At 37.6% G+C, this 25,046-nt stretch carries 18 protein-coding genes, 1 tRNA gene and 1 pseudogene; 3 read left to right on the top strand and 17 right to left on the bottom strand.

Annotated features, from left to right (window positions below; all coding sequences use genetic code 11):
• Positions 1-75: 75 nt before the first annotated feature.
• A complete protein-coding gene (locus IV87_RS03250; protein WP_057805476.1) occupies positions 76-939 on the top strand; it encodes a LysR family transcriptional regulator in 864 nt (287 codons plus the stop codon).
• Between the two features lie 510 nt (positions 940-1,449).
• Here the strand turns inward: IV87_RS03250 and IV87_RS03245 are convergent.
• The 9 genes from IV87_RS03245 to IV87_RS03205 all read right to left on the bottom strand — a co-directional run bounded on the left by IV87_RS03245 (position 1,450) and on the right by IV87_RS03205 (position 12,382).
• On the bottom strand, positions 1,450-1,662 hold the full coding sequence (locus IV87_RS03245; RefSeq protein ID WP_162259948.1) for an NAD(P)H-binding protein: 213 nt from the start codon (positions 1,660-1,662) through the stop codon (positions 1,450-1,452).
• 632 nt (positions 1,663-2,294) lie between these two features.
• Entirely contained in the window at positions 2,295-3,860 is a 1,566-nt protein-coding gene (locus IV87_RS03240) for a glycosyltransferase (protein WP_057805474.1), read from the bottom strand.
• A gap of 19 nt (positions 3,861-3,879) precedes the next feature.
• A complete protein-coding gene (locus tag IV87_RS03235; protein ID WP_057805473.1) occupies positions 3,880-4,569 on the bottom strand; it encodes a class A sortase in 690 nt (229 codons plus the stop codon).
• Complete coding sequence (locus tag IV87_RS03230; protein WP_057805472.1) at positions 4,562-5,158, bottom strand: DUF5067 domain-containing protein; 597 nt, start codon at positions 5,156-5,158, stop codon at positions 4,562-4,564. The genes IV87_RS03235 and IV87_RS03230 overlap by 8 nt, the downstream gene beginning before the upstream one ends.
• A 146-nt stretch (positions 5,159-5,304) precedes the next feature.
• On the bottom strand, positions 5,305-5,727 hold the full coding sequence (locus tag IV87_RS03225; RefSeq protein WP_057805471.1) for a hypothetical protein: 423 nt from the start codon (positions 5,725-5,727) through the stop codon (positions 5,305-5,307).
• Positions 5,714-6,763, bottom strand: coding sequence for a WxLIP family cell surface protein (locus tag IV87_RS03220; RefSeq protein ID WP_082623506.1), 1,050 nt, complete (start codon positions 6,761-6,763; stop codon positions 5,714-5,716). Before IV87_RS03220 ends, IV87_RS03225 begins: the two co-directional genes overlap by 14 nt.
• 58 nt (positions 6,764-6,821) lie before the next feature.
• The gene (locus IV87_RS03215) at positions 6,822-7,604 is read right to left on the bottom strand and encodes a WxL domain-containing protein (protein ID WP_057805469.1); all 783 of its coding nucleotides are present in this window, start codon (positions 7,602-7,604) and stop codon (positions 6,822-6,824) included.
• A 119-nt stretch (positions 7,605-7,723) separates the two neighbouring features.
• Positions 7,724-11,458 carry a WxL domain-containing protein gene (locus IV87_RS03210; RefSeq protein WP_057805468.1) on the bottom strand — a complete coding sequence of 1,245 codons (3,735 nt, stop codon included), beginning with the start codon at positions 11,456-11,458 and terminating at the stop codon, positions 7,724-7,726.
• Positions 11,459-11,488: 30 nt separating this feature from the next.
• Positions 11,489-12,382: a peptidylprolyl isomerase gene (locus tag IV87_RS03205; RefSeq protein ID WP_057805467.1), complete on the bottom strand. Its 894-nt coding sequence runs from the start codon at positions 12,380-12,382 to the stop codon at positions 11,489-11,491.
• A 988-nt stretch (positions 12,383-13,370) separates the two neighbouring features.
• On the opposite strand from IV87_RS03205, the pseudogene IV87_RS03200 reads away from it, so the two are divergent.
• Positions 13,371-14,684 (top strand): annotated as a pseudogene (locus IV87_RS03200) (IS1380 family transposase).
• Between the two features lie 430 nt (positions 14,685-15,114).
• Here IV87_RS03200 and yjeM read toward each other — a convergent pair.
• A complete protein-coding gene (gene yjeM / locus IV87_RS03195; protein WP_258390180.1) occupies positions 15,115-16,641 on the bottom strand; it encodes a glutamate/gamma-aminobutyrate family transporter YjeM in 1,527 nt (508 codons plus the stop codon).
• Positions 16,642-16,912: 271 nt separating this feature from the next.
• On the opposite strand from yjeM, the gene IV87_RS03190 reads away from it, so the two are divergent.
• On the top strand, positions 16,913-17,464 hold the full coding sequence (locus IV87_RS03190; protein WP_057805466.1) for a hypothetical protein: 552 nt from the start codon (positions 16,913-16,915) through the stop codon (positions 17,462-17,464).
• A 79-nt stretch (positions 17,465-17,543) separates the two neighbouring features.
• Here the strand turns inward: IV87_RS03190 and IV87_RS03185 are convergent, their stop codons facing one another.
• The 7 genes from IV87_RS03185 to IV87_RS03155 form a co-directional block, all read right to left on the bottom strand.
• A complete protein-coding gene (locus IV87_RS03185; protein WP_057805465.1) occupies positions 17,544-18,590 on the bottom strand; it encodes a DUF6287 domain-containing protein in 1,047 nt (348 codons plus the stop codon).
• Positions 18,591-18,778: 188 nt separating this feature from the next.
• Positions 18,779-18,850 (bottom strand) — tRNA-Arg (locus tag IV87_RS03180).
• Between the two features lie 80 nt (positions 18,851-18,930).
• Complete coding sequence (locus IV87_RS03175; protein WP_057805464.1) at positions 18,931-19,749, bottom strand: Cof-type HAD-IIB family hydrolase; 819 nt, start codon at positions 19,747-19,749, stop codon at positions 18,931-18,933.
• Between the two features lie 38 nt (positions 19,750-19,787).
• Positions 19,788-20,111 carry a hypothetical protein gene (locus IV87_RS03170; protein ID WP_057805463.1) on the bottom strand — a complete coding sequence of 108 codons (324 nt, stop codon included), beginning with the start codon at positions 20,109-20,111 and terminating at the stop codon, positions 19,788-19,790.
• Between the two features lie 707 nt (positions 20,112-20,818).
• On the bottom strand, positions 20,819-22,714 hold the full coding sequence (locus tag IV87_RS03165) for an ABC transporter ATP-binding protein (protein ID WP_057805462.1): 1,896 nt from the start codon (positions 22,712-22,714) through the stop codon (positions 20,819-20,821).
• A complete protein-coding gene (locus IV87_RS03160) occupies positions 22,701-24,437 on the bottom strand; it encodes an ABC transporter ATP-binding protein (protein WP_057805461.1) in 1,737 nt (578 codons plus the stop codon). The genes IV87_RS03165 and IV87_RS03160 overlap by 14 nt, the downstream gene beginning before the upstream one ends.
• Positions 24,434-24,889 carry a MarR family winged helix-turn-helix transcriptional regulator gene (locus IV87_RS03155; protein ID WP_057805460.1) on the bottom strand — a complete coding sequence of 152 codons (456 nt, stop codon included), beginning with the start codon at positions 24,887-24,889 and terminating at the stop codon, positions 24,434-24,436. Before IV87_RS03155 ends, IV87_RS03160 begins: the two co-directional genes overlap by 4 nt.
• Positions 24,890-25,046 lie beyond the last annotated feature (157 nt).

Here is a 25,046-nt window from a genome sequence, read left to right as displayed (position 1 = left end):
ATTGCTTTTTGCCATAAAAATGAAATACAATAATTCACATGCAGTATACCTAAAAAGCTATAGGAGATGAAAACCATGCGTTTACTACAATTAAGATACTTTGTTGAGGTCGCGTCTACCGAGAATATTTCTAGTTCTGCACGCAAATTACGCGTTGCCCAACCCTCACTCAGCAAAACATTAAAGCAACTCGAACAAGAACTTGGCGTGACATTGTTTATTCGTAATGGTCATTCACTAAAATTAAGTTCTCAAGGGACCGTTTTTTCAAAACAAGTAAACCAAGTTCTCAATCAACTTGATGCGGCAGTTAATGCGGTTAAAACGATCAGTTCTGCCAGTAATAACGCGGTAACTTTACGTTTTGAGACGTCATCTCCTATGATTCCAACATTAATTCAGACTATTAAAGCTCAAGTACCGGGCGTGACAGTTAACCTTGTTCAACACGGCCTGGAAAATAATCGCTTGGAGCATTATGATTTTGAGTTTAGTACACATCCGATCAGCGGTAACACAAATAAGCTGCTAACTGACGAAGAGATTTACGTCGCTGTTAGCAGCCATTCCAAACTTAGTAAAAGAGAACACTTAACACCTGATGATCTTTTAAATGAAAATCTTATTTTATCTGAAAAAAGTCCTCTACGAACTTATTTAGAATCTTACTTACTTGACCATAATTTTAAAACAGTTGTCCCTAAATTTGTAACAAGTGATCGGGATACTTTTCATGGTCTAATTGCACAAGATATTGGATATGGATTTGTCCCTGAAAGATCTTGGTTAACCGTTGATTTATCTGCTATTTCTTTACACAAACTCTATCCCGATTCACCACACAGAAAAATTTACTTGAGCTTTCAGCCCTCGATGGATCTCAATCCTGTTCATGTAAAGGTGGAACGCGCAATTGAGGCCTATTTCAAGGAACTATAATGTTACAAAATTTTTAAAGTAACTAAAGGTTGAAACTATAAAAGTACATCTCGTTGCCTGATACAAAGCGTTCTTGGTAACAAAATTAGATAATAATACTGGTTGGGATAGAACAAAGTGTGAGTTCTTACGGCAGTCTTGGCCAGAAGGACTGACATTGTACAGAATATCAAGATTTCTAGAATGAAAGTCTTTCTCCTACACGTAGTAGTTGGCATAACAAGCATAAACTATGATATCTATTTTTTCACAAACGGCTTTATACATTAGATTTTCAAAACTTTTTAGTCAAAAAAAGTTTCTCCTGGATAAAAGCTATCTAGTAGAAGCCTTTAGTTTATTTTCACTTTTTTAAACTCACTTCCAACTGGTTTTATCACCGTCAGTATTGGATTTGTTTAACACAATTCTCTCGTTAATATGCGTCTGTGAATTGGTAATAACTTGAAACGCAAAATCAGCAACACTTTTTTACGAAGCTTGTACCCCTGTTCGCCTAATTATGTGATTTCATACACAATCTTTATCAGTTAACCATGCTGGACAAATTTCAATATATTGCAGACCAGATTCTGCAACTTGTTTTGCGGTAGATCTAAATTCGGGCAGATACGCATCAATGGCCTGTTCGTTCCATTCACCGTATTTTCCTAGTATCCCACCGAAACGTTCTTGTTGAGCCTGTTTCATCGTTTTAATCAAATTCTGAATTTGATCGACCAAATTGATTCCTCTAAAATCAGAAAAAACTAATCCCACCGACTGCATCACCATTTTCCAAGTGATCGGTGTTTAGGACATCTTCTTTTATCAGCCGAACATATTTATTATTAGCATAATTATTTAAGCGTTGTGCTTTTCATAAAAACGAAACTAATTTGTCATCCGTTGCTTTTAAAAGTCTTTCGGTAAATAATCGCGCCATTTTCCCGTGAGCACCTAAAATCATAACTTTACTCATTTGCTAATCCCCACGTTTATTATTATAATTAATAAAGTTTTCCGCAAAATTCAGGAAACCCACTGGAATTCCCATAATCTAATGGTTTAACGTTTTCCAATATTCTCATATCTTCATTCAAGGTTTCAAAGTTAATTTCATCATTTGCTCTCATGTGATCTGGATTAACAGTCCTGGGCAACCCCATCATCCCAAATTGCTAGTTGCGGAACAATAACGTGATACTTATCTGCCTTTTCTTCAATCTCTTTATCCTGTAACGCCAACCCATGAGCACTTGGAGAGAAGGGCTTAACGACAATATCATTATCCCTAGAATACTTAATTAACTCTAACGGCGTTGACGCAATACGAGATAAATTTTGTTTTAAAAGTTAGCTTTGTCGCAATATTTTTAATCAATCACAGTGTCCTGATTATCTAAAAAAGCTATTACCTGTTGATAATCCCGCCAAACTATTTCGCCACTATACTTTTTTCGTAAGCGATACGCACCATCACTCATATGGCCTAACAACTGCGGTTGCGATAATAGCCGTTTCATTTGTACCGTTAACTCATTCACATCATTTGGTTTTACTAGTACACCGTTACTACCATTACTAATCATGTCACTTGGCCCGTACTTAATGTCATAAGCCAAAACGGGAACTCCGTGGCTTAAAGCCTCCTGCATACTTAAATTAAAGCTTTCGGAATGGCTGGTCATCACAAACAACCCTGATCGATCGTACATTTTCTTTAGATTATGTCTAAATCCAGCAAATCGAATTGCATTTTGTGCACCAGCTGCGATAATCTGTTCATTCATTTGTTTTAAATAGTCTCTTGATACTTCCCCATTTGCACCACCATAAATCACCAACCTAGCTTGCGGTACTTGCTTCCATACCGAAATAAATGCTGCAATCGCATCACTAATTCCCTTCTCTGGTGAAATTCGGCTCACAATAATAACCTGATATAAATCACGCCGCTGCAATTCAATTGGACTTGGTAAATTCAAATTGAAGCCAACCGGAACAACAAACACAGGTTTTGTATCCGGATAGCTTTTTTGAATATCCTTTTTTTGCGCTTCTGTAGACACTAGGAAGGCATCAATATTACCTGGATGCTGTAACAGCCTATCATAGTAGGCTAGAGCCGGTTTGAAACGCTCTTTTTTCCCTGCCTGCTCCGCAATTTTGTTGACTTCAGTTGCCATTGTTTCCTCATAACCTACATGTGCATTGTGAATCACCGAGATACGTTTGCCTGCCAAATTCATATCGCGAAAAGTAACTGGGTCAAATTCCCGGTCAAGAAAAAATGTACTAATTTCTTCAGCATCGAGTTTTTGTAAAAAATCATTCTTTAAGTCATTAAATGAATCGAATGTTTCGCCACTCGCTAATTTAATCTTTTCCGTATCTAATTTTTCATAATTTCGATATTTGATTGTTATTGCCTCTTTACCAGCAGGAGTATAATAAGTTTCTAATTTAATATTACCCACTAAATCAAGCCAACTACGGCGAGCAAAAAATCCGCGTTCGTCATACGAATCGGTATGATCAATCTTGCCTGACTGATTGGTCCAAAGGACTTGCTGTACTTGACCAGTCAACTGAATATAACGTATTTGACAAACTACATGACGATTTTTAACACAATTAACCGCGGCAAGATCCTGTTCAAACCCTACTAACTCAGACTCTGTCCCTTTTGGCCTAACACTTGCAACTGTGAGTGCGTGAACATTAACCAGTCGACTTTGTTGATAATAATCAAACATATTACACAAATCTTGTTTATCTAATCCGTACACCGCAGCCTTTTTATGCGTATCTCGCGAATAATTGAATGAAATAATCTGGGCTGGAATTTGATTTTTCTTAAAAAGTTTCAGACGATTAATTTGAGCTTGTTCAATTCCTGTCAAAAGATTATCAATTCCTCGACCAATGAAGTAATTCATTTAATTTATGCCCCTTTTCCTAATTTTGATTTATCTGACTCCTAAGAGCTTTATCTAATTTAGAAAGCCGTACCTTTTGAACCAGTTTTCCTTGCACTAATAATCGCCCTGTCCCCGTGTCATCACAAGTTACTAAAGTCAGAAGATTTTGCCCTTTTTGATTATTTAAGACAGCTAACTGATTAGCTGAAATGTACTTTCGTAACCAGATTTGATAAATATAAACGTCTGTCATATCCGACACGTAAACCTTTTCTCCAACACTTGTTCGTACCAAAGGACCAAACAAAATATGATCATTATTAGCCATATGATGACCAGCTAACGCATAATTTGCTTCTCCCATCTTTTCTGTAGCCTTCAATGTCCCAGCTGAAAATGCCAAATTACGTGACTCTACTCCCCGAGAAATCGGCAAATTCATTTTTACATTTGGGATTACTATCTTCCCCACTATTGGAAGATTACCCTTTTTCAGGCTTAACTTACTAAGTTGCGTCAGCGACAATGGTTTAACTGCTTTAAAATTATAGTTAGCTTCATTATCAGCTTGTCTTTTCGTCTTGGCAATTTTACTACGGCTAATTGTTATCTTTTGACGGGTAACTAGCCAGTTCGACAATGAATCGTGACTCAAATAGACACCACAAAACCCAATTGCAATCAATAAAACTACCGTCAATAATGCTTTTCTAATTTTCCTATTCATTAGCCTTCACCATGCTTAACTGCCAAGGATTAATTTTTTGCGTATGCCCATTAGCCAAAACTTGCATAGTAACTGGTCTTTTCATACTCTCCAGCCGATACGTCTGAATCACTGTCACTGTTTGATTAGGTAATAACATAATCTCCTGATTTTCCAAGTAGTTAGCAGAAACTCCTCTCAATCGCCCTGTTGCTAAGTCGCTTCCAGCTAAAATAGTTGTTGTATTGTATGTGGTCAATTGATGAAAACGAATTTTTTGATTAAAAACGTACATAGGAAGCGCGCCAGTGTCGCTGTTGTTCTTCATACGATAGTGTACTACTAAAGTTGGCAAATGGAGAAAATCGGTCGCAGTTTGATAGCTTATTTGATCAATCGAGATCTCTGAAAGATCCAAAGATTTCTGTTTGGTCTTTTTTTGTGAAAGTTTATTAATCACAACCGTTTTATCGGATTGAACTGAATCATTAATCCACCAATTATAGATAAGCTTTCCAGAGGTCGCAAAAACCAGCATCAATAAAATAATTGCCAAAATTAAATTTAATTTATCCCATTTTGTCTGCGGTCGACTCGGCTTTTGGGTCATCACTAAACTCCCTTTCTGCTCGCTATTTCTTTATGTATAAAAAAGCGAATGTTCCTCAAAGCTAGCTAAAGACAGCCATCTCAGAGTCAACACTCGCTTTTTTAATATTTATATGTTTATCCCTTAATCAGGATCAAACAAGCTCTCTATTGAGTCATCACAAACTTACCAATTACAGGAATTGATAAGGCTGAACTACCGGCCAAGCCAATCAAGACAACAATCAGCGGTACAGAAGCACCACTTGTTTGAGGGAGAGTTGTTGTTCCTTTTCCCTCGGACGAAACTGTCACAGACGATTTCAATTTTGTAGCTTGCGGCTTAGTTTCTGTTGTCACACTAGGAGTAGCTTTCTTTTGTTTGACAGTTACTGCCGTACCTGTTGGGTAACCTACCGGCAAATTAGGATTCTCGGGGTTTAGGTTTTTAAAACTAATTGCCGCACTCGTGTTTCCATTTTGCGTGGTTGTTGCCGCAGACACGGGCGTTACCACACCCAGAAGTAGGGCTAGAAGCCCGATGGTTCCTAGAACTAACTTCCAGCGGTGATTTATTTTATTTAGAATCATCCGCCTTATCCTCCTTCTTTCGTCGTTTCAATAATAACCAAATTAACACTATTAATAAGATAACGACAAAGGCAATGATTACGTAGATCCACCAAGGAATCTGAAGTGTGCCTAAATTATAACGAGCAGCTTGGACTGCCGAAATATGGAAATCTTTATTAAACTTCCAAGTTTTCTTGTGTGCAAATTGCCCATCAGTTGATGTGTAAGTCATATGCAGCGTATAGTTTCCTGGTGCAATTGCCGAGCTTCCCCAAGGAACTGGTAAATTAAAGTTTGTGTTCGGTGCAAAAGCTGCAGTTTGAACCACCAAGTGCTTCAACACTCGATTTTGTCCTTGACGAGTAATCGTTGTGTTAATATGACCCTTGGTTAGTAAACTTGCCCGATAATTTTGCACGTTTACAGTTACCACTCTTTGACCAAGTCGAACCCCAGCTTTAACTGTATTCAACTTCAGATCTGGCTTAACTTGCTTACCATTTGTCACCATACAAGCTACTGCAAAGGCATACTTACTCTGCAACCCTTTTTTTACCTTTTTTGTAACAGGTTCAACATGCAGTGCACCTAAAAGGGTTCCATTTAATTTCTTATCAGGCATAGTTAATCGCGCAGTTACTAAAACAGCCCTTTTAGACGGAATGGTGATCTTTCTGTCCGCCGGTGCAATTTTAATCAACTTGTCGAGACGATAACGCATGCTAGAATCCACCGTTTTCGGAATTTTTCCGTAGTCAATAACCGCATTCGAATTAGTGATCGCAGTTGTAGCTTTCAGTTTTACTGTAACTGCTTTTGAACTTATATTACTTATTTTTAATTTTAAATCAGTACTTTTCCCAGCACCGAGTTTAAGATCATAGTAACTAACGCCCTTACTAATTTGATTCTTATTGACAACCGGTGTAACTCCAATCGGGACAGCTTGGACATCTGAAGTACCGGCTGCTTTTGTAACAGAAACTCCCGACATTATCAAGATTCCAAATATTGCTGCGATGGTTCCTAGCCAACGCCATAGTTGTTTCGACATATATAATCAGCACACTTTCTAGATTAGTCTCTTAAACTTAACTTATTTACATGATAACTTATGCTGGAGTGTCATTCAAAGTCCAAGTAATTGTAGAAGTTGAGTTTCCTGGTCTTGCAGAATCCTGAATAACCTTCAAGTTAACATTTGCATTTTCCCAGACTTGTTGTTGTGTACCTTTACCAGTACCTTCAGCAGCATTCTCAACTGCGGTGTCTCCGCCACCAGCAGTCAATGAGACTGCACTAGGAACTGTAATATCTGCTGTTCCCCATGTGAGGTTTCCATCAGCATCGGTTGCTAATTTTTGTGTTTTACCACTAGCAAATGTCATTACTGCGCCATCTAATGTATCTGCGCCGTCATTTTGGAACTTGGCTAATTGAGCTGTTACGTTCCAGCCGGCACCTGTACCACGTTCATCAGTTACTTGCGTATAAACGGCTCCACTGACATCGGTTGTTGCTGGATCCTTTTCATGTGTTGCACTATCTTTTTCAGCACCACTGGTTGCATTGTCTGCATTACCAACCAATGCATAGGTGTGATCACCAACTGTGGTATCTGATAACTCATGGTCACCAAAGTTCAGTGTATTTGGAACGGCATCCAATGAAAGCGGGCCAGGATTACCAGTTGAGTTACCTGGATCTGGTGTAGATGGATCACTTGGATCCAAAGGATTTGTACCATCACTCTTACCATGGAATGAGATATATGCATGTGTTTGACCCGACTGAGTTGCTGTAGCTGTTGTAGTTCCAGCTGCAAACACTGGTACTGCCATTGAAACCCCAAGAATTGCTGTTGATAGTAATGTTGCTGCTTTAATTTTGTTCATAATTAATTCCTCCAATTTTCCCTTAATTTTTTAAACGGCAAATACGATACCCCCTTACCACTTCGTCCTAATTAAAGGCCCCACCTCCTTAAATGTTAGTTGCCTAACTAACAGTATTTCTATGCTGGACCATCAGTTAAAGTCCATGTGACATCTGATTTATAACCTGTATCAGGTTTGATCGATTCTGATCCGCTTGGTATTTTCAACTTTATACCCTCTGTGGAAAATGCATCTTGATAAGTACCACTAGTTGAGTTTGTTGCAGTCATTAAGTCTTGACTGCCACCACCAAGGTTTAGAATCGTTTTACCTGAAGTCATATTAATACCAGTTGTGGTCCAACTCTTTCCTGTTGAATCTAATTTTTGAGCAAGTCCATTAAAGATTAGCTCGGCGCCATCAATTGTACTGTTGTCAGCTGTTGATAACGCGGTTCCTTCCACAGTAACTTTCCAGTTTTGGTTACCTGATCTGTGGTCTGTTACTTGAGTAAACACTTTATTTTTATTTGATCCCGTTGCATTTGCAACACTCGTCAAAGTATTAGTAGGTAATCCAGTCGAAGGATCTGTATATTGTGCGATACTAGAATCATTTTGGTCTGTTGAAGTATTAAAATTATACTCATTGTCCTTGGTGTAATCTATTTCTTGATCACCAAAATTTAAATTAGCTGGCACGTTATCTAGCGTGAGCAACCCCTTTGAACCTGTTCCTGGATTATTTGTACCGCCCGGAAGAGATGGATCATCTGGATCAATTGGATCTGTTGTGCTCGCCAAAGCAGTATAGTAGTAAGTAACGTTGCCACCACTCGTTCCTAATTTGTTGTCCGAATTCATGTAGTCTGTGGCACTACCATCAGAATTCCCAGAAAAGCCCTTATCTGTACTGTAATAAAGTTTATAAGGATCTTTATTAGGTGTATATCCAGTCGGTGTCGTTAACTCTTGAATTTGAATAGTATACACCTGTCCGGGCGTGATTTTTGCGTTCGTTTTAGTTGCCATATTAGTCAACAAATCTTGTCCACTTGTTGGTAATGTGGCAGTTTCATAACTTCCAAGCGATGTCGTACCAGACATCACAGTCACCCTGTACACGCCACCCGAAATTGGCTGCCCAGTTGTTACATCTACAACTTTTACATATTGACGTACCAACGTGACAACTAGCCCACCATTACCGTCTACTTTTATCAATGTATCGCCGGTAGTAACTGACTTGTATCCCGTTGAATAAGCAACCGTATAAGGCGCATTATTTGTATAGCCTGCTGTACTTGCATCCGTAGTTAATGTATAAGATGCTGAAGATGACCCGCTTGGTAAAGTAGCTGTAGGTGTCACCGCAACACCGCCATTATCTGTTGTATAAGTCTTTGATTTCGATCCATTTGAGAGTGTGAAATTAATACCCTGAATCGGATTGCCACTAGTATCTACGGCTTTTATTTGCGTGCTCGATTGATCCGCAAATTGTAATTTACCTGACTTCACTGTGAGTATGCCATCTGGAGTCGCCGATGTACTATAAGTCGACCCATCTGAAGACACTCCCGTTACGCCAGCCTTAAGCGAATACTTAAAATAATAAGTATTCTTATTCAGCGCATAACCTGTTGGTGCAGTTTTTTCAACTAACTTGTACGTGTGCACTTTTGTGATACTTGCATCAGAATTAGTAGACGTGTTTACACCAGGTGGCACAATGGAAGTAGCTCCTGACGAATCAGTTGCAACTGTATCACCAGTAGCACTAGTTCCGGTGTATCCCGAATCTGGAGTTGTATCCGTAAGTGTAAATGCACTGTTTGCTAATCCAGCTGACGAATCTTTGTCAATTTTATTTATATGGATTGTTTCATATATTGTAATTCGCAGAATTTCCCCACTAGTAACGGTATTACCTGCACTATCAACGATTGAAAGTGCTGTTCCTGGTTGAGTATAAGTACCCACCTTATAAAGGGATACAGTACCATCTGAATTGAATTGAAATCTATAACGATCACTCAATGGAATGTAATCATTTGATAAACCAGCCGCTGTTAATGCCCCGTTAAGGTTAATTCCTGAGTAGGTATTTGTAGCAACAGATGTCCATTCTGTGTCGGCCATCCCATCTGTTCCTGTAACACCAAATGATCCAGCTACTCCTGTGTTGGCTGTAAAACCTGAAGCATATGAAATTGTTGATGTATTAACTGTTCCTTCAAACTTAAAACCAACATTTGGAATACCTTCTCCCGTAGCACCATTGATAACTTGAACTTTTGGCGCAGCATACAGCCTAATTGTGAGCGTTCGACCATCACTGCTAATACTTGCAGGCGTATTATCAATTTGATGTGACGCCGTGTTGAAGTTTGCATCAAGATAAGCTTTAGTTGCTGCATTCACGCCACTAGTTTGAAGGACCATCTTACGATCGGTTCCAAACGTAAGTCCAATTGAATTCAAATTTAGTGGAGGCAGGTATGCAACCGATCCATCTATGACCGTGAAAGTATCGTTCGGAGACCCAGTATAGTAATTGGTGTATCCTGAGGTATTTCCATTTGAACTTGAAGTTGGATCAAAAGTTGTAGTACCACTGTCATTGGTTGTTAAAACTGTTGAAAAATTATTTGCTTTTGAAGTAGAGGACCCATCTTGAACATGATACCCTAGCACAAGTTTTGCGCCAGATACAGGGGTAGTCCCATCTGGACCCACAACCTTTACCGTATAACTTGACGCAGAAACTGCTGTAGCATCCATCAGTGCATAAAAACTAGCCGATTGTTTTGCAATGACCGTACTTGGATCTTGAACCAATTTATTAACTGCCGCATTAGTTGAAAATGGTTTGTTGGCCGTCCCAACACTATTGGTAATTTCACTTGTTGTCCGTGCTTGCTTAGTATCGGCTTCATTCACTTCTTGTTCCGCGACCTGATTAGTTTCTGTCAGGGTTGTGTCAATATTGCCAGTATTCAGTGGATGGTTTCCCTCAATCGTTGTGGCAACTTGCCCATCTGTATTTCCCGTTTCCGTATCATCCGTTGTTTGAGTCGTATCAGTATTTGTATTTTCCGTGGATGTTTGTTCCTTTGACGAACTTACATTTTGGCTCGAATTTTGACTTGAGCTAGAGCCAGAATTTTTAACAACACTAGAAGAACTAGAGTTGGTGTTAGAACTTGAGTTGGAACTGGAACTGGAACTGGAACTGGATCCGGAACTAGAAGCTTTACTGGATTCAATTGCGGTTGCTCCAACAGAGAATGAAAATGATGTGCCGGCAATACCGTTGGCCTTTGGAGTCAAAGTCACCATGGCTTGACTTGCACTAGTTGTAACCGCGAACACTCCGTACAGTGGACCAAAAGACACCTCGCTAGAGCTTGAATTCGTGGTTGAACTCGAATTTTTGGCTGAATCCAACCATTTAAAGCTAACGTTTTGACTGTTCTCGTTATACTTAATCACCATTTTGCTGGTAGTTAAGCTTGTTACAATGCTATTATTTTCATTAACATTTTTAGATACTGAAACGTTTTCATTTTCTACTTGTGCCAACAGGCTTTTTGTTTGATTCTCGTCAAACTTCAAACTGCCCGGTAAATGAACACTTACCCCATTCTTTTGGTTACTTAAATTGTTTAATTGAAATTTCAAAGTCGAATTGGGTTTTGCTTTATTATTAGTCAACCCCGAGATTTCTGTTAAACTAACCGCCGCACCATTCGTGTCGGCATCGACATTTTCTAACTGTGAAAGCGAAGTAAAGTTTCCAAGAAGCAAGCACAGTGTAGCAAGAATCTGAATTCCTCTAGACCAAAGCTTTTTTTTCTTTTTAGCGTCCATACTTAATCCCCCTTCCTAAGACCAGTTAAATCAATATCCAGCCAGTGCGTCTTTTAAATCACTATCTTTAATCTTTATATCATTTTCCTTAAACAGTTTGCTCAACACTTTTTTCATAACCTTACTATCTTGCTGATCTGCAGCTAAAATCTGAGCCTTAAGTTCGGTTTTGTGATCTTGCCATTTTCCCTTACCTGGATTTTTAATCATCTTGATGATTTCATAACCTGAACTCGTTTTCACTGGGCTTTTATAAATTTCACCAGTTTTTAGCGTAAACGCCGCTTTCGTAAAAGCCGCATCAAGTGACGTATTTGTGTTATCGAATGCCGGCAATTTTCCACCGTTATTTAAATTAGATGTATCGGTAGAATATTCTTTGGCAAGTTTAGCAAAATCGGCGTTGTTTGCCTGACTTTTCTTAAGAATTTTTTTAGCTTCGCTCTCGGTTTTAACGGTAATTTCAGCCACCTGAACCTTGGGCTCAAATACTTTAAATTGTTTTTTTAAATCTTTATTTGTTATTTTGACACTGGCCTTCACAGCCTTTTTCATTAATAAATTTTCGCGAAGCTGTTGCTTAAACTGCTTCTTAGTATAAGAGTTTTGTTTTAAAATACTGCTAAAGTTATCACCATATTGATTCTCGTATGTTGTGTAAACCTTATTGACATCTGACTTGCTAACTTTTTTGCCATATTCATTTTCAAGTGATTTTGTCACAATTAATTTTTGTAAAACTGTTTTAGCACTGCTATCCTGTTTTAGCGCTTTATAATATTGGGACTGTGAGATATCACTACCTTTCATTGAGACAACCGTTTTATCCTTACTATTACCATTTCCACATCCTGTTAGTCCAGCCGCTATAATAATGGTACCAAACGTTATTGCAATGATTTTTTTTAGACTGCTCATTTTCATAATTTTCATTCCTCACCTAATTCATTCAAAAAATTCTAATTATTATTTTATATAATTTCTAACCACTAACAGAACTATGTATTCCAAATATAAAAAATATAGTCGTTTTTGTTCTAAAGCTTATTATGCTATCCACCATTTATAATACATTGATTTATACAAAAAAGAAAGCTTTTTGGTAAGAGTAAACGTTTTATTTTTTAATATATATATATAACGAAACACTTTAATGGCTTATTCTAAATTTACTTATTGATTAGTAAGGATACCATTTTCTGGGATTCTTAAGATAAGGATACTTTTGTTTACATTTGTAAATAAGAAAAATTAGTACATTATTATAACGTCCAATTCAATGATCATTTTGATCCATCAGGTAGAAGAAAATTGCTTAATTCAATTATCAACCTCTCATACTATCGTACGCACAATTCCATCCACAGCTGATTTAAGTATTTATACTCGTAATAGTGCTTCGACAATCTTGCCTTAGTCTCAAGGTACTGGCTGATACTGTGCATGGCGACAAATTATCACCATGTCAGGCGTAATAAACAATATAAAAACTTTGAATTTATAATGTTCGCTTTTGTAGCAAATCAATTTTTACTAGTTATCTTTTGTAAGATTACATCACCGTTTAACCTTAGAAAATCATTCTGTTACTCCTTTCACCATGGCAAGGGTCAATTTTCAATCTACTAATTTATTTAAGGTTACCTGCTTATTGATAATCTCATTGTATTTTAATTAAGGATGGATTTTATTTAAGACAGGAAGTTTTTGAGCAATACTCCAACATAATAAAACATAATAAACCTGAAATATTCATAGTAAAGGAACCAACGTTAGTGAATCACCACGGCCACTGAACGTTGGTTCCTTTTTCTTTTGCACCTTTTGGGTGCATAAAATTTATATACAAAAGGAGCCCCTTTTTTGATATAGTTATTATCGCTAAAAAACAACCATCAGAAGGAGAGCTCCCATGCCAACTTTACAGGAAAAACAAGTTCATTTCAATTCCAAATTACATATTTCTCACACTGGTGGTGAACTTTCCAGTGATGCAGGGTTAGTACTCATCAAAGAAATCATGCACAAACTCGATTTCTCAAATCTTGCCCAAGAACTAGTTTCATTTAAAGATCAACGACACTATTACCAACACAGTAATATCAGTCTAATGGAACAGCTATTATTGCAGAAAATTGCTGGCTACGCCACTGATAATGTCGCTACCAGTTTGTGTTTCGATCCTATTTTTAAATTGCTGCTTGATAAAACTACCTTGGCTTCACAGGCTTCTATTTCACGGTTTTGGCAACGTTTTGATGAAACAACTATCACTTCTTTACAGGTGTTAAACCAAACTTTACTTGATCGAGGACGCCTGACCACCAATCAAACGGAGCTAATCATCGATGTTGATTTAACACATTCTGATACCTTCGGTAATCAAGAAAACAGTGATTTCAATGCTCATTATCAAACTAACGGATTTCACCCGTTGGTTGCCTTTGATGGTCAAAATGAAGCTTTTTTAGCAGCCCAATTGCGACCGGGTAATGTTTATACAAGCAAGGAGATTCGACTATTTTTAGAACCTCTATTACAACACTATCAGAATAGTCTGCCTTGTACTGAAATCTTGGTACGTGGAGATAGTGGCTTTGCCACGCCAGAGCTCTATGATACTTGTGAAGAACACAAAGCGTTTTATCTGGTTCGTTTAAAAGCCAACCGGCGTTTGCGTGATTTGGCTGAAAGCTAGGTGCGAATTGATGATGAACAACAATGGGGTCAATCTGAAACCCACTACTATTCGGCCTGGTATCAGGCTGCTTCCTGGTCGCAGCCACGTCAAATTTATATTAAATCGATCCGTGAAGCGGATGAACTACTCTTTAATCATGAATATTTGCTCACTAACTTAACCAAATTAACACCAGAAACTGCCTTCGAATTATATCAACACCGTGGTCAAATGGAAAATGATATCAAAGAAGCCAAGGAAGGGTTCTTTTTTGACAAAACAAACAGTACAGGTTTTATTGAAAATCATGCGCGGATGATGCTAAGTGTTCTTGCTTATAATTTAGTGAGTCTCTTCAAACGGGTATGCTTACCACCGAAGCACGTCAGTGTGCGTGTTGGGACGCTTCGTCTTTGGTTGTTTAAAATTGCGGGAAAACTGGTTCGAAGTGGTCGAAAATTGCACTTGAAATTAAGTAGTTCGCATGTTTACCAAAAACTATTCTATCAGGTGTTAGCCAAGATTCAACAATTACATTGGAGGTAGCTAGCGAATCGTACCAATTTAATCACAGTTTTTAAAATAACTCTTCGTGAGTTTATTTGAAGTACGCAAATTTAGTTTCGTACGCCAATTTCAATTTGAATACGTGTTATTTTTTCATTATAGAAGCTCTAAATTTAGGCCCATTAAAAAAACAGCCTCGCAAGGGCTGTTTTTTTGATATATAATCATTATATTTCGATCTATGAATATTTCAGGATAAAACCTGAAATGTCTAAATTATTTATTTAGAAAACCTCCTAATTTGAAGTCCTTAGATTCATGCACGCTAAATGATCATTTGCCTTGGTCCAAAACAATGCAAATTACACTATAAATAACAATAGACAGCTATCAGACCAAGTAACTTTGGTTGACAACTGTCTATTTGAGATATTTTTAATTAAATTTTCTATCCGGTACTTACATTGAACTAATCAATATCATCAATATCCGGAACATCAATCTTTTGCTTCTTCACAGATACTTCGTAAAAAATCCAAGCAACCAGTGCAAAGAAGATGGGTCCAATCACTGTCCAAAACGCAGTGTAATAATCGTGAATTGATAAGGGTTCAATCACTGTAAAAATGATTCCTAATAGAATGACTAACCATGTGATAACCGTGATTGTCCACGTCATTACCTTATTTTTAAAGAAAACAAACGGACGCTCTAAATCAGTTCGCTTTTTAAAGAATGGGAAAGCTCCAACTAAAAACAAGTATGGAACAGCGGAAGAAATATTCTCCATGTCCTGTAAAACCGTGTAGAAAGATTGTGCATTACTTCCGCCAAAAGAAACTGCAAAAACAATAACGGCCACGATAATAGCCTGTAACCACATCGAGTAGGCAGGAACCCCAAATTTGTTTAATTTGGTCATTTTTTTAGGCCAAAATTTGGCTGGCGATCCCATAATAAAGGATTTCAATGGCGAATAAACTAACACAAAGAAAGCCCCCATATCAGATAAGAATTCTTCAATTCCAATAATTCTGGCAAACCAATTGCCTAGATTAACACTAGCTGCTCCTGACAAGTGTAACGTTTTACCAATTGACACACCTAAATTATTCATCAATACGTATAACACATTACCTAAATCACTCGTTTTATTGCCCAAAACGGTATGCCAATTAGCACTTACACCCCACAAGAAAATTCCCAGCGAATAAGCCACTAACATGATAATTGTTGAGATAATCATAGCGCGTGGAAATGTTTTTGATGAATCTTTTACATTATCCACAACACCACCCATGGTTTCCATCCCACCATAAGCAAAAATAGCATACACAATAAACGACATGATGGCGATTGGTGAACCAAATTGACCGTTTGGTGAATGAATAATTGAACGCGCAGTAAATGGTTCTGCCAAATGGCCACTGTGAACTGCCAATAAGACAAGGCTAATTAGTAAAAATAGTGCCGTGATGGTTAACGTAATAATTCCACCAAACGCTGCAAAACGCGCAATTTGATTAATACCATGCGTCGAGAAAAAAGTAACGGCAAGCATGAATACGATCGCAATCAGACCAATCGTCTCAACACTATTCAATCCCAAAAAATGCCAAGATTGGGTTGTGTCATGTCCTGTAAACATTGTGGCAAACGGAATCCAAATTTTTGATGACTCTGAAACTAACCAAACAATCCAGCCTGACAACCAAATAAAAGTGCCAATAAACGCTAATTCTTCTCCAATTGACCCCGCTAGCCAAGAATAAATGCCCCCATGCGCTTCTTTGAAACTGGCACCATATTCAGCAAACATCATAACACTTGGAAGGAAAAATAGGATTGCTCCCAATACATACCACAGAATAGCCCCATAACCCATTTGATCATAGGCCACCGTCGTATTCGAAATTCCATAAATGGAAGTAAACACCATAAGAATCAAGCCAACTAACCCAATTTTATGTTGTTTTGTGTTTTCTAGTTCTTCCAAAATAAATCCTTCTCTCTAAAATAGAAATACTTGCCTATTTTAGCACTTTTTGTAAGTTAAATATGCATTTTTTTAAATATCAATCAATATTTTAAGACCTTATTCACTATTTTATGAATAAATACACAAAATCGTTAAAATAAACTTATTTTACAATTAATAAATTCATTTCAGCTCACTTTTTAATAATACGTAGTATATCGACACTATTGAGTCAAAATCGTTTATAATCAAGATATAAATTCTGATTGAAGGGGGTGCAATCTTACTTATGAACCGCAGAAATTCTCATCTCAGTAAACATGGTAAAAAATCGATTCGAAGAATACTATTTTGGGTAGCAATTGCAATACTTTTTATCGCAACAACCGCATTTGTTTACATTCGACATGCGCAATCAGAACCACCAGCTAATAATTTGACCTTGAGTGCTGCCAGTTCACGCAAAGAAAAGAAGGCCGAATCAGCCTCAATTGCCAAGTTTGAATCCAGTCTTAGTGCCAAGGATAGATCCAATGCTCAGTCGTCTTCAATCTTTCGGGCACGAAGCTCAATCAGCAAAGCTCGCGCATCTCTTGCCCGCGAAAAGTCCTCCAATAGTAAGGTGGCATCTTCTCTAAAACGAGCACGGGCTAAATCAGCTAGAGACGCAAGCTCACTTGCAAAAGTTGCCAAGCAGAATTCAACTGATGCCGAAAAAATATTCAGTGCATCGACCAAAACAAGCGCTAGTTCACAAAAGAAAACTAGTTCAAGCAGTGAATCTAGTAGCAGCTCCAGTCATTCAAAAAGTTCAGCAAGTCAAACTAGCTCTAGTGATTAATAAAACTATAAAAAAATCTCATTCAATAAACCGAATTTGCTAGTTTATTGAATGAGATTTTTTAAACTACATAGCATTTTTACTGCTTATAATAAGCCTGTGTTCCGGTTCCACCTTGACCACCGCCAAGAATCAAACGATCGCGTGTGTAATCCGAATCATCAGAATTTGAAAGCTTAACATTCTTAGGGATAATTGTTAACGGATCAAAACTAGATCCAAGGACTTTTGCGTGAAATGTTCCTATTCCACCTTGAATATATCCATTCGTAATTTTACCAGCTGTAATTACGTCTGGATAGCCATTATGTTCTGCTCCACTTAAAACCGCACCCTTACTCCAAGCTACATTACTATCTGCAGGTGCATTCATTATTTTGTTTGTAACCACAATAGTTTTACCATCATGATTATTCTTCCAAGTTCCAACTAAACTTGAAAAATTATTCTTTGATATTTGCGAAAGATTAAGTCCGGTTTTTACTGTTTTAGCTTTCACGACGGGGACTTTAGTGGAAGTTTGTGCAAAAACCTCCGTATATGAATTATTACTCGTCCAAATAACAATCAAATTTTGAGAATTTTTACCAACATTATCATTTGTTTGGTACTGACTTGTTGTTCCTTTTGGATAAAATTTAACCGTCCAATTGACCGCAACATTTTCATCAGACAAGCCGGCCGTTAAAATGTTATCTTTAGTCTTGAACACCAAAGCATGTTCGCCGTCCGTATCCGTTAAAGTTTGTTTTTGCACTTTGGTTGACCCATTAACCATGGATTCGTTAAAAACACTAAGGGTGTCTGTTCCACCTTTGACAAAAGTTTTTCCGGTTTTATGAGCAAGTTCCGTCCACGTTCCCTGCAGACCACTATAATCGCCTTGTTTGATCTGTTCAAAATTCATAGTAGTTGTTTCAGAAGAATTTTTCTTAACACTCGACGAACTTTGAACAACTTTCTTACTTCTATTTGAACTTTTCTTTTTACTTGAGTTCGATTTTGATCGCCTCGTTGTTGTTACTGTTTTTGAAGACGATTGTTTTTGGTTTTGATTTTTGCAGGCAGTTAACATTACCATTGCCATGATTGCAAAAATTAAATTCATAACTTTTTTTCTATTCATTCTTTTATCACTCCATTTATCAAATTATGTATTTGGATAAATTTATTGTACTAAAAGAATACGACAAATTATGTCACTGCCAGTCTTACATTCAATAGAAAAATTAGTTAAATTACTGTAGTAACTAGTAATGCACAAAAAAAGCACTAGCTCATCTTTGCCAATGCCTTTTACGATTATTTTTCTTATGCGTCAGGGGGGAATCGAACCCCCATCATGAGGACCGAAATCTCATGTGCTATCCATTACACTACCGACGCCTTCATTACAATTCTAATGAACTTAAGCCAAAATTTCAACCTAAAGTTTTAAGCATCGGTTTTTGAAGTAACGTTAATGATCAAATTCGATCTTCTAAAACTTTATCAATCATGTCTAAGACACCACTATGATTGTTATCCAGTGGCGTGATTAATGAAGTCACTGCTTTAGCTTCCGGTGCCGCATTTTTCATAGCATAACCATACTTAGCATCCTGTAACATCGCCGCATCATTTTGATTATCACCAAAGGCCATCGTTTCAGTCATTGAAACATTCCAAATTCGTTGTAACTGTTCCAAACCATATGCCTTAGTTACATGTGGTTTAATAATATCAATGCCACTATATCCACTCATCACTTCAGCTAGTTGATCCCCAAATTCTGCTACTAACTCGGCATGTTTGTCACGGACATCCGCAATTCCCGGCCAATTAACATCAACTTTATAAATTTGATCATTAACCTCAGTCAGTGGTGCTTTGTGTTGTAACATTTCATAGAAATACTGCGTCCGGCCCCATGTCTCAGTTTGTTGAGTCACGTTTGTGTACGCACCCTTTTGTCCCGATAAGACAATCACACCATTCGCTAAAACGGGCTTGCGTGCCATACTATCCACCACTGACTGCCATAGCTCTGGTTCAATTGGACTAGAATCCAATACACGCCCATTCTCGACAACCAATCCGCCGTCTTCTATCACATAAGTAAGATCACCCTCAATACCAGCCATCACCTTGATACAATGCTGATACTGATTGCCACTCGAAACCACAAAATGAATACCTCGTTGATTCATTTCATTTAATTGTTCTTGAAAACGGTGACGATCAAATTCATGCTGATCGTCCAAAAAGGTACCATCAATATCGCTAGCAATTAATTTTATGGTCATTTGAAACTCCTTAACTTAAAATTTTAGGTTTTGATCAATTAACGCTGATTAATCACACGACGAATTTCTGTGTCTAAGTAAATCAACATTTTATTGGCATCTTGGCGAAAATCAGCATCAAACGACGCATTTTGCGATTTAATTTCACCGATTGGTTTTTGAATAACATCAAAGATGGTAATCGTATCGTCGTGTAACTTGCAGGAGTAATAGTTCCCTTCTAGTTGCTCATCTAACAAAGACTGGGCATTATCTTGAATGGCTTCAAAAACAACCTGCTTTTCATCACTTGTGTGACCAAGTTCTTCCAATTCTGCAATCTTAACTTTTACTTCTGTCATGTTTTGAGGGATTTGAATCATTTTAATTTACGCTTCTTTCTTATTTCTTCTAAATCTAAAGGTTGAAACTATAAAACACATCTCGTTGTCTGATACAAAAGTGATCATGGTAACAAAATTAGATTAAATTACCGTCTTCCAGCAAATTTGGGCTGGAACGTAGTGGGCGCGACTTGAAGCCGCAAACCACGTCTTCAAGCTCAGCCTTTATCTAAGCGAAACCCGCTAAGATAAATGTCACTACTGAGCCCATTTGCTTCCAGACTAAGTCTAATCTTTGTAATCAACACACCAATATAACAACTTTGATATTAGTGTTGCTGCACATTATTAATGCTTAAAACGTTCTTAGTCCGGAGGCGATTGGTCTCAGGGGTGAAATTATCCTTAGTAATTTATTACTTAGGATAAGGCCGAGTTTGAAGACAAGTGTTCTTCTTGGCTTCAAATCGTGCCCACCCCGTTCCAGACCAGATGAGCCGCAGGACGGCATTTAAACTACTCTTCATGAACTAAACCACTAACGACAGTTACTGAAGTAATTTTGATACTTTCAACCTTTAATTTCTTCTATATAAAAATACCCCTTCATTTTATCATGATCGAGGTATTAAATACGATTTTTTGATTTGCTAGATAAATAAAAGTACCACAGTAATTTCAGTTATTGCTATTAAACAGTTTAATTCACTATAGGTAGCTTAATTGTCATTTTGCAATCTTAACATTTATTCTAAGATAGTTTTTCCAGTATACAGTTCGTAATACTCGCCCTTTTCTTGCATTAAGGCTTCATGATTTCCTTCTTCAATAATACGACCATCTTCAATTACCAAAATATCATCAGAATTATGAATTGTTGATAATCTGTGAGCAATCACAAATGTAGTTCGACCACGCATCAAGTTATCCATGCCGGATTGAACCAACGTTTCCGTTCGTGTATCAATACTTGAAGTTGCTTCATCCATAATCATAGTTGGTGGATCAGCCACGGCAGCTCGCGCAATTGACAACAATTGACGCTGTCCTTGTGACAAGTCCGAACCAGAACCATCAATCACCGTATCATAGCCCTTGGGCAAATTACGAATAAAACTATCTGCATTGGCCAATTTAGCGGCAGCCACGACTTCTTCATCCGTTGCATTTAACCGACCGTAGCGGATATTATCTCGAATCGAGGCCGTAAACAAATTCGTGTCCTGTAAAACAATTCCCATTGATAAACGCAGACTTGCTTTTTGAATTTGCCTAATATCAATTCCATCATAGGTAATCTTGCCACTAGAGATGTCGTAAAAACGATTCAACATATTGGTGATGGTCGTTTTCCCAGCTCCAGTTGCCCCAACAAACGCCATTTTTTCACCCGGTTTAGCTTCCAACGAAATATGATGAAGAACCGTTTTTTTGCCATCATAACTAAAGTTCACATCATTAAACACAATGTGTCCTTTGACTGGTGTAAGTTTTTGGCTACCATCACTTTCAATTGTTTTCCATGCCCATCGGTCTGTGCGTTCACTCGTTTCAACTAAGTGATGTTGAGTGTCCTCTGAAACGTACACCAAACTGGTATTCCCAGAATCTTTTTCAACTGGTTCATCAAACAACTGAAACATTCGTTGTGCTCCCGCAAGACCCATAATAATTGAGTTTAGTTGCATAGTAATTTGAGCAATTGGTTGACTAAACGAACGACTCAACTGTAAGAAGGCCGCAATTTCACCAAGTGTAATTGGCGTCACATGATTTACGGCAAAATAACCGCCAACCACCGCAATTAAAACATACAAAATATTACCGACATTTCCCATAATAGGGAATAACATCGTTGAAAGGCCATTTGCCATACTAGCATCTTTTCGCAAATCTTCATTTCGAAGATCAAAACCGGCTTTGGACTGTTTTTCATGTGAAAATACTTTAACGACTTTTTGGCCATTTAGCATTTCTTCAATGTAGCCATCAATATTTCCTAAAGACTTCTGTTGCAACCGAAAATACTGACTGCTTTTTGAACTGAGGGTCCGGACCACAAAGATGCTTAGGGCAAATATCACTAAACTAATGAGTGTCAAGAATGGACTTAACGCAATCATGGCGGTCAGTGTAAACACAATATTGAAAATGGCATTTATAAACATAGGAAAACTTTGTTCTACCATTTGACGTAAAGTATCAACATCGTTCGTATACCGACTCATGATGTCTCCATAGTCGTTTGAATCAAAGTAACTCAATGGCAGTTTTTGCATATGAGTAAACATGTCATCTCGAACACGTTTTTGTAATTTCTGTCCAGTCATAATCATGATCTGCGAGTAAGCCAAAGTTCCTAATACACCCAATAAATAAATCGCACCCATTAAAATAACAACGTGCAATAGCGGTGTGAAATTAGGATTAGTTGCTTTGGTTAGCGGTGTGATATAGTCATCAATTAAGCGTTGAATAAAAACAGTTCCAATCACAGCCGCCCCTGCAGATACAATCACAGAGAAAAACGCAATAAACAACGCAAAGTGACTTTTTTGCAAAATGTATTTTAATAATCGCCATAAAATACGCCAAACTGAACCATTTATTTTGGCTCTACCTGCTACTCTAGTTCTTTGCATGCGAATCTCCTCCTTTGATTTGTGAATTATAAATATCTTGATAAAGTGAATCCGACTTTAATAGTTCATTATGAGTGCCAACTGCCTCAATTTTACCGTCATTCAAAACGACAATTCGATCCGCACTTTGTACTGATGAAATTCGTTGCGCAATGATCAACTTGGTCATATGCGGTAATTCATCTCGAAAAGCCTTTTGAATCAAACTATCCGTGTGGGTATCTACAGCACTGGTAGAATCGTCCAAAATCAAAATTTTTGGTCGTTTTAACAGTGCTCGTGCAATCGTTAAACGTTGTTTTTGTCCACCGGAAACATTGCTACCACCTTGTTCAATATACGTATCATAACCATCAGGTAAACTACGAATAAAATCATCCGCTTGAGCTAACTTAGCGGCGTGTACAAGCTGTTCATCCGTTGCATGCTCATCACCCCAACGTAAATTTTCCGCAATTGTACCCGAAAACAAGACATTTTGTTGTAGCACCATCGACACATTGTCGCGTAACGTTCGAATGTCGTAATAGCAGACGTTTTGCCCACCAACATCCACTTTGCCTTTATTCACATCATATAAACGCGGAATCAATTGAACCAATGTACTTTTACCACTACCAGTTTCACCGATAATGCCAATTGTTTCACCAGATTTAATATGCAGGTTAATATCATGCAAACGGGTGACATGATCATCAGCATAATTAAAATCAACATGTTTAAATTCAATATCTCCGTTGGCAACATTAGTTAAGGCATCCTTAGGAGTGGTTAACGTGCTGTTATAAGTTAAAACTTCATCAATTCGTTGCGCCGATGCGAGTGAAATTGTCATTTGATTAAATACGTTTGATAAAATATTCAAACTCATTAAAACGGACATCGCGTAAGCAAGCAAACTGACTAATTGTCCCGGCTGCATTGTGCCGGCCACAATACGTTTGGAACCAAACCAAGCCAAAAATAATAACGTTCCATACATCACGAACTGCATGATCGGACTATTCAATTGTAAAATGCGTTCCGCTTTACTAAATACTTCATAAATACGAGAAGAGGCTTGTGCTTCTTTTTGGTTTTCTGTTTCTGCACGATTATAAGTTTTAACAACGCGAATACCACGCAGATTTTCACGAACTACCCGATTTAATCCGTCATAACGTTGATAAACTTTCTTAAATAATGGGCGACCAATTGCAATAATTATCGTGAGTCCAATTGCCATGGCTGGAACAGAAACTACAAACACCATGGCCATTTGTGCATCCACTGTAAACGCCATTGTAATCGAAAAGATTAGCATCAAAGGTGCTCGCGCTGCAGCCCGAATTAACATTTGAAACGCTTGTTGAATATTCATAATGTCTGTCGTCAAACGAACTACAATACTAGACGTTGAAAAATGTTCATAATCTTCAAAGGAAAAGTCCTGAATATGATAATACAGATCATGTCGCAAGTTTTTAGCAAAACCCGCACTGGCTTTACTGGAGTACCAACTTGCTCCCGCGCCTCCAGCTAGTGAAATAAAAGTTCCCACCAGCATAAAAGCACCTAGTTTTTCAATATAGCCTAAGTTACCTGGAATAATTCCTTTATCAATCATATTTGCCATTAAGTACGGAATAAACGTTTCAATAAAAGTCTCGATTGCCACTAACACTGGTGAAATTAAGGCATATTTTTTAAATTCTCGAACTGAATGTCCCAAACGTTTTATCATTGTTTATCACTTCCTGAATCTTGTTTTTCTAAATTTTTAATCATTTTTTGAGTAACCTTTTGCCACGCCGTTATTTCTTCGTCTGAAACTCCTTGAAGCAGAAGTTTTTCAAAATCAAACGTTCCAGCTACAACATTTTTACGAAACTTTAAGGCTTTGGGAGTCAAAATAATTTGTTTTAACCGCGCATCTTTGGCAACGGCCTTTCGCGTAATATACCCTTTTTCTTCCAAAGCTTGCAGTAAGCTTGTGACTGAAGAGCGGCGAATACCAAAATACTCCTCTACATCGCGTTGATAAATATCTTTCTTACCTACACGCAGAAGTAGAAAATGCAAAATACCGCCCTGTTTACCAGTTATATCATCACTTAAAAAAGTACGGTTAAATGTACGTGTTGCCCGGTTTGACAAAATATGTAACTGTCGATTAATACCTAAATGTTTTTCCATAATGACCTCTATTATTATTGTTAGAATTCTAACAATAGATAATAGCACTTCCTGAAAATTCATGCAATTAATTAACATTTTCTTGAGTTTTCATATTCTTTTGCACAAAAAAAGCAATCTCCAACTGTTTTCGATTTAGACTCTCGAATTCAATGAG

The sequence above is a fragment of the Pediococcus ethanolidurans genome, from assembly GCF_001437405.1.
Lineage (GTDB): Bacteria > Bacillota > Bacilli > Lactobacillales > Lactobacillaceae > Pediococcus > Pediococcus ethanolidurans.
The sequence above is the reverse complement of the archived record's forward strand: the minus strand, read 5'-3'. Positions and strand labels throughout refer to the sequence as shown.

Bases quoted from the DNA above. Each gene is read 5' to 3' on its own strand.
- IV87_RS03250 (WP_057805476.1), top strand. From the start codon at position 76: ATGCGTTTACTACAATTAAGATACTTTGTTGAGGTCGCGTCTACCGAG.
- IV87_RS03240 (WP_057805474.1), bottom strand. From the start codon at position 3,860: ATGAATTACTTCATTGGTCGAGGAATTGATAATCTTTTGACAGGAATT.
- IV87_RS03235 (WP_057805473.1), bottom strand. From the start codon at position 4,569: ATGAATAGGAAAATTAGAAAAGCATTATTGACGGTAGTTTTATTGATT.
- IV87_RS03230 (WP_057805472.1), bottom strand. From the start codon at position 5,158: ATGACCCAAAAGCCGAGTCGACCGCAGACAAAATGGGATAAATTAAAT.
- IV87_RS03225 (WP_057805471.1), bottom strand. From the start codon at position 5,727: ATGATTCTAAATAAAATAAATCACCGCTGGAAGTTAGTTCTAGGAACC.
- IV87_RS03220 (WP_082623506.1), bottom strand. From the start codon at position 6,763: ATGTCGAAACAACTATGGCGTTGGCTAGGAACCATCGCAGCAATATTT.
- IV87_RS03215 (WP_057805469.1), bottom strand. From the start codon at position 7,604: ATGAACAAAATTAAAGCAGCAACATTACTATCAACAGCAATTCTTGGG.
- IV87_RS03210 (WP_057805468.1), bottom strand. From the start codon at position 11,458: ATGGACGCTAAAAAGAAAAAAAAGCTTTGGTCTAGAGGAATTCAGATT.
- IV87_RS03205 (WP_057805467.1), bottom strand. From the start codon at position 12,382: ATGAAAATGAGCAGTCTAAAAAAAATCATTGCAATAACGTTTGGTACC.
- IV87_RS03190 (WP_057805466.1), top strand. From the start codon at position 16,913: ATGAACCGCAGAAATTCTCATCTCAGTAAACATGGTAAAAAATCGATT.
- IV87_RS03185 (WP_057805465.1), bottom strand. From the start codon at position 18,590: ATGAATAGAAAAAAAGTTATGAATTTAATTTTTGCAATCATGGCAATG.
- IV87_RS03175 (WP_057805464.1), bottom strand. From the start codon at position 19,749: ATGACCATAAAATTAATTGCTAGCGATATTGATGGTACCTTTTTGGAC.
- IV87_RS03170 (WP_057805463.1), bottom strand. From the start codon at position 20,111: ATGATTCAAATCCCTCAAAACATGACAGAAGTAAAAGTTAAGATTGCA.
- IV87_RS03165 (WP_057805462.1), bottom strand. From the start codon at position 22,714: ATGCAAAGAACTAGAGTAGCAGGTAGAGCCAAAATAAATGGTTCAGTT.
- IV87_RS03160 (WP_057805461.1), bottom strand. From the start codon at position 24,437: ATGATAAAACGTTTGGGACATTCAGTTCGAGAATTTAAAAAATATGCC.
- IV87_RS03155 (WP_057805460.1), bottom strand. From the start codon at position 24,889: ATGGAAAAACATTTAGGTATTAATCGACAGTTACATATTTTGTCAAAC.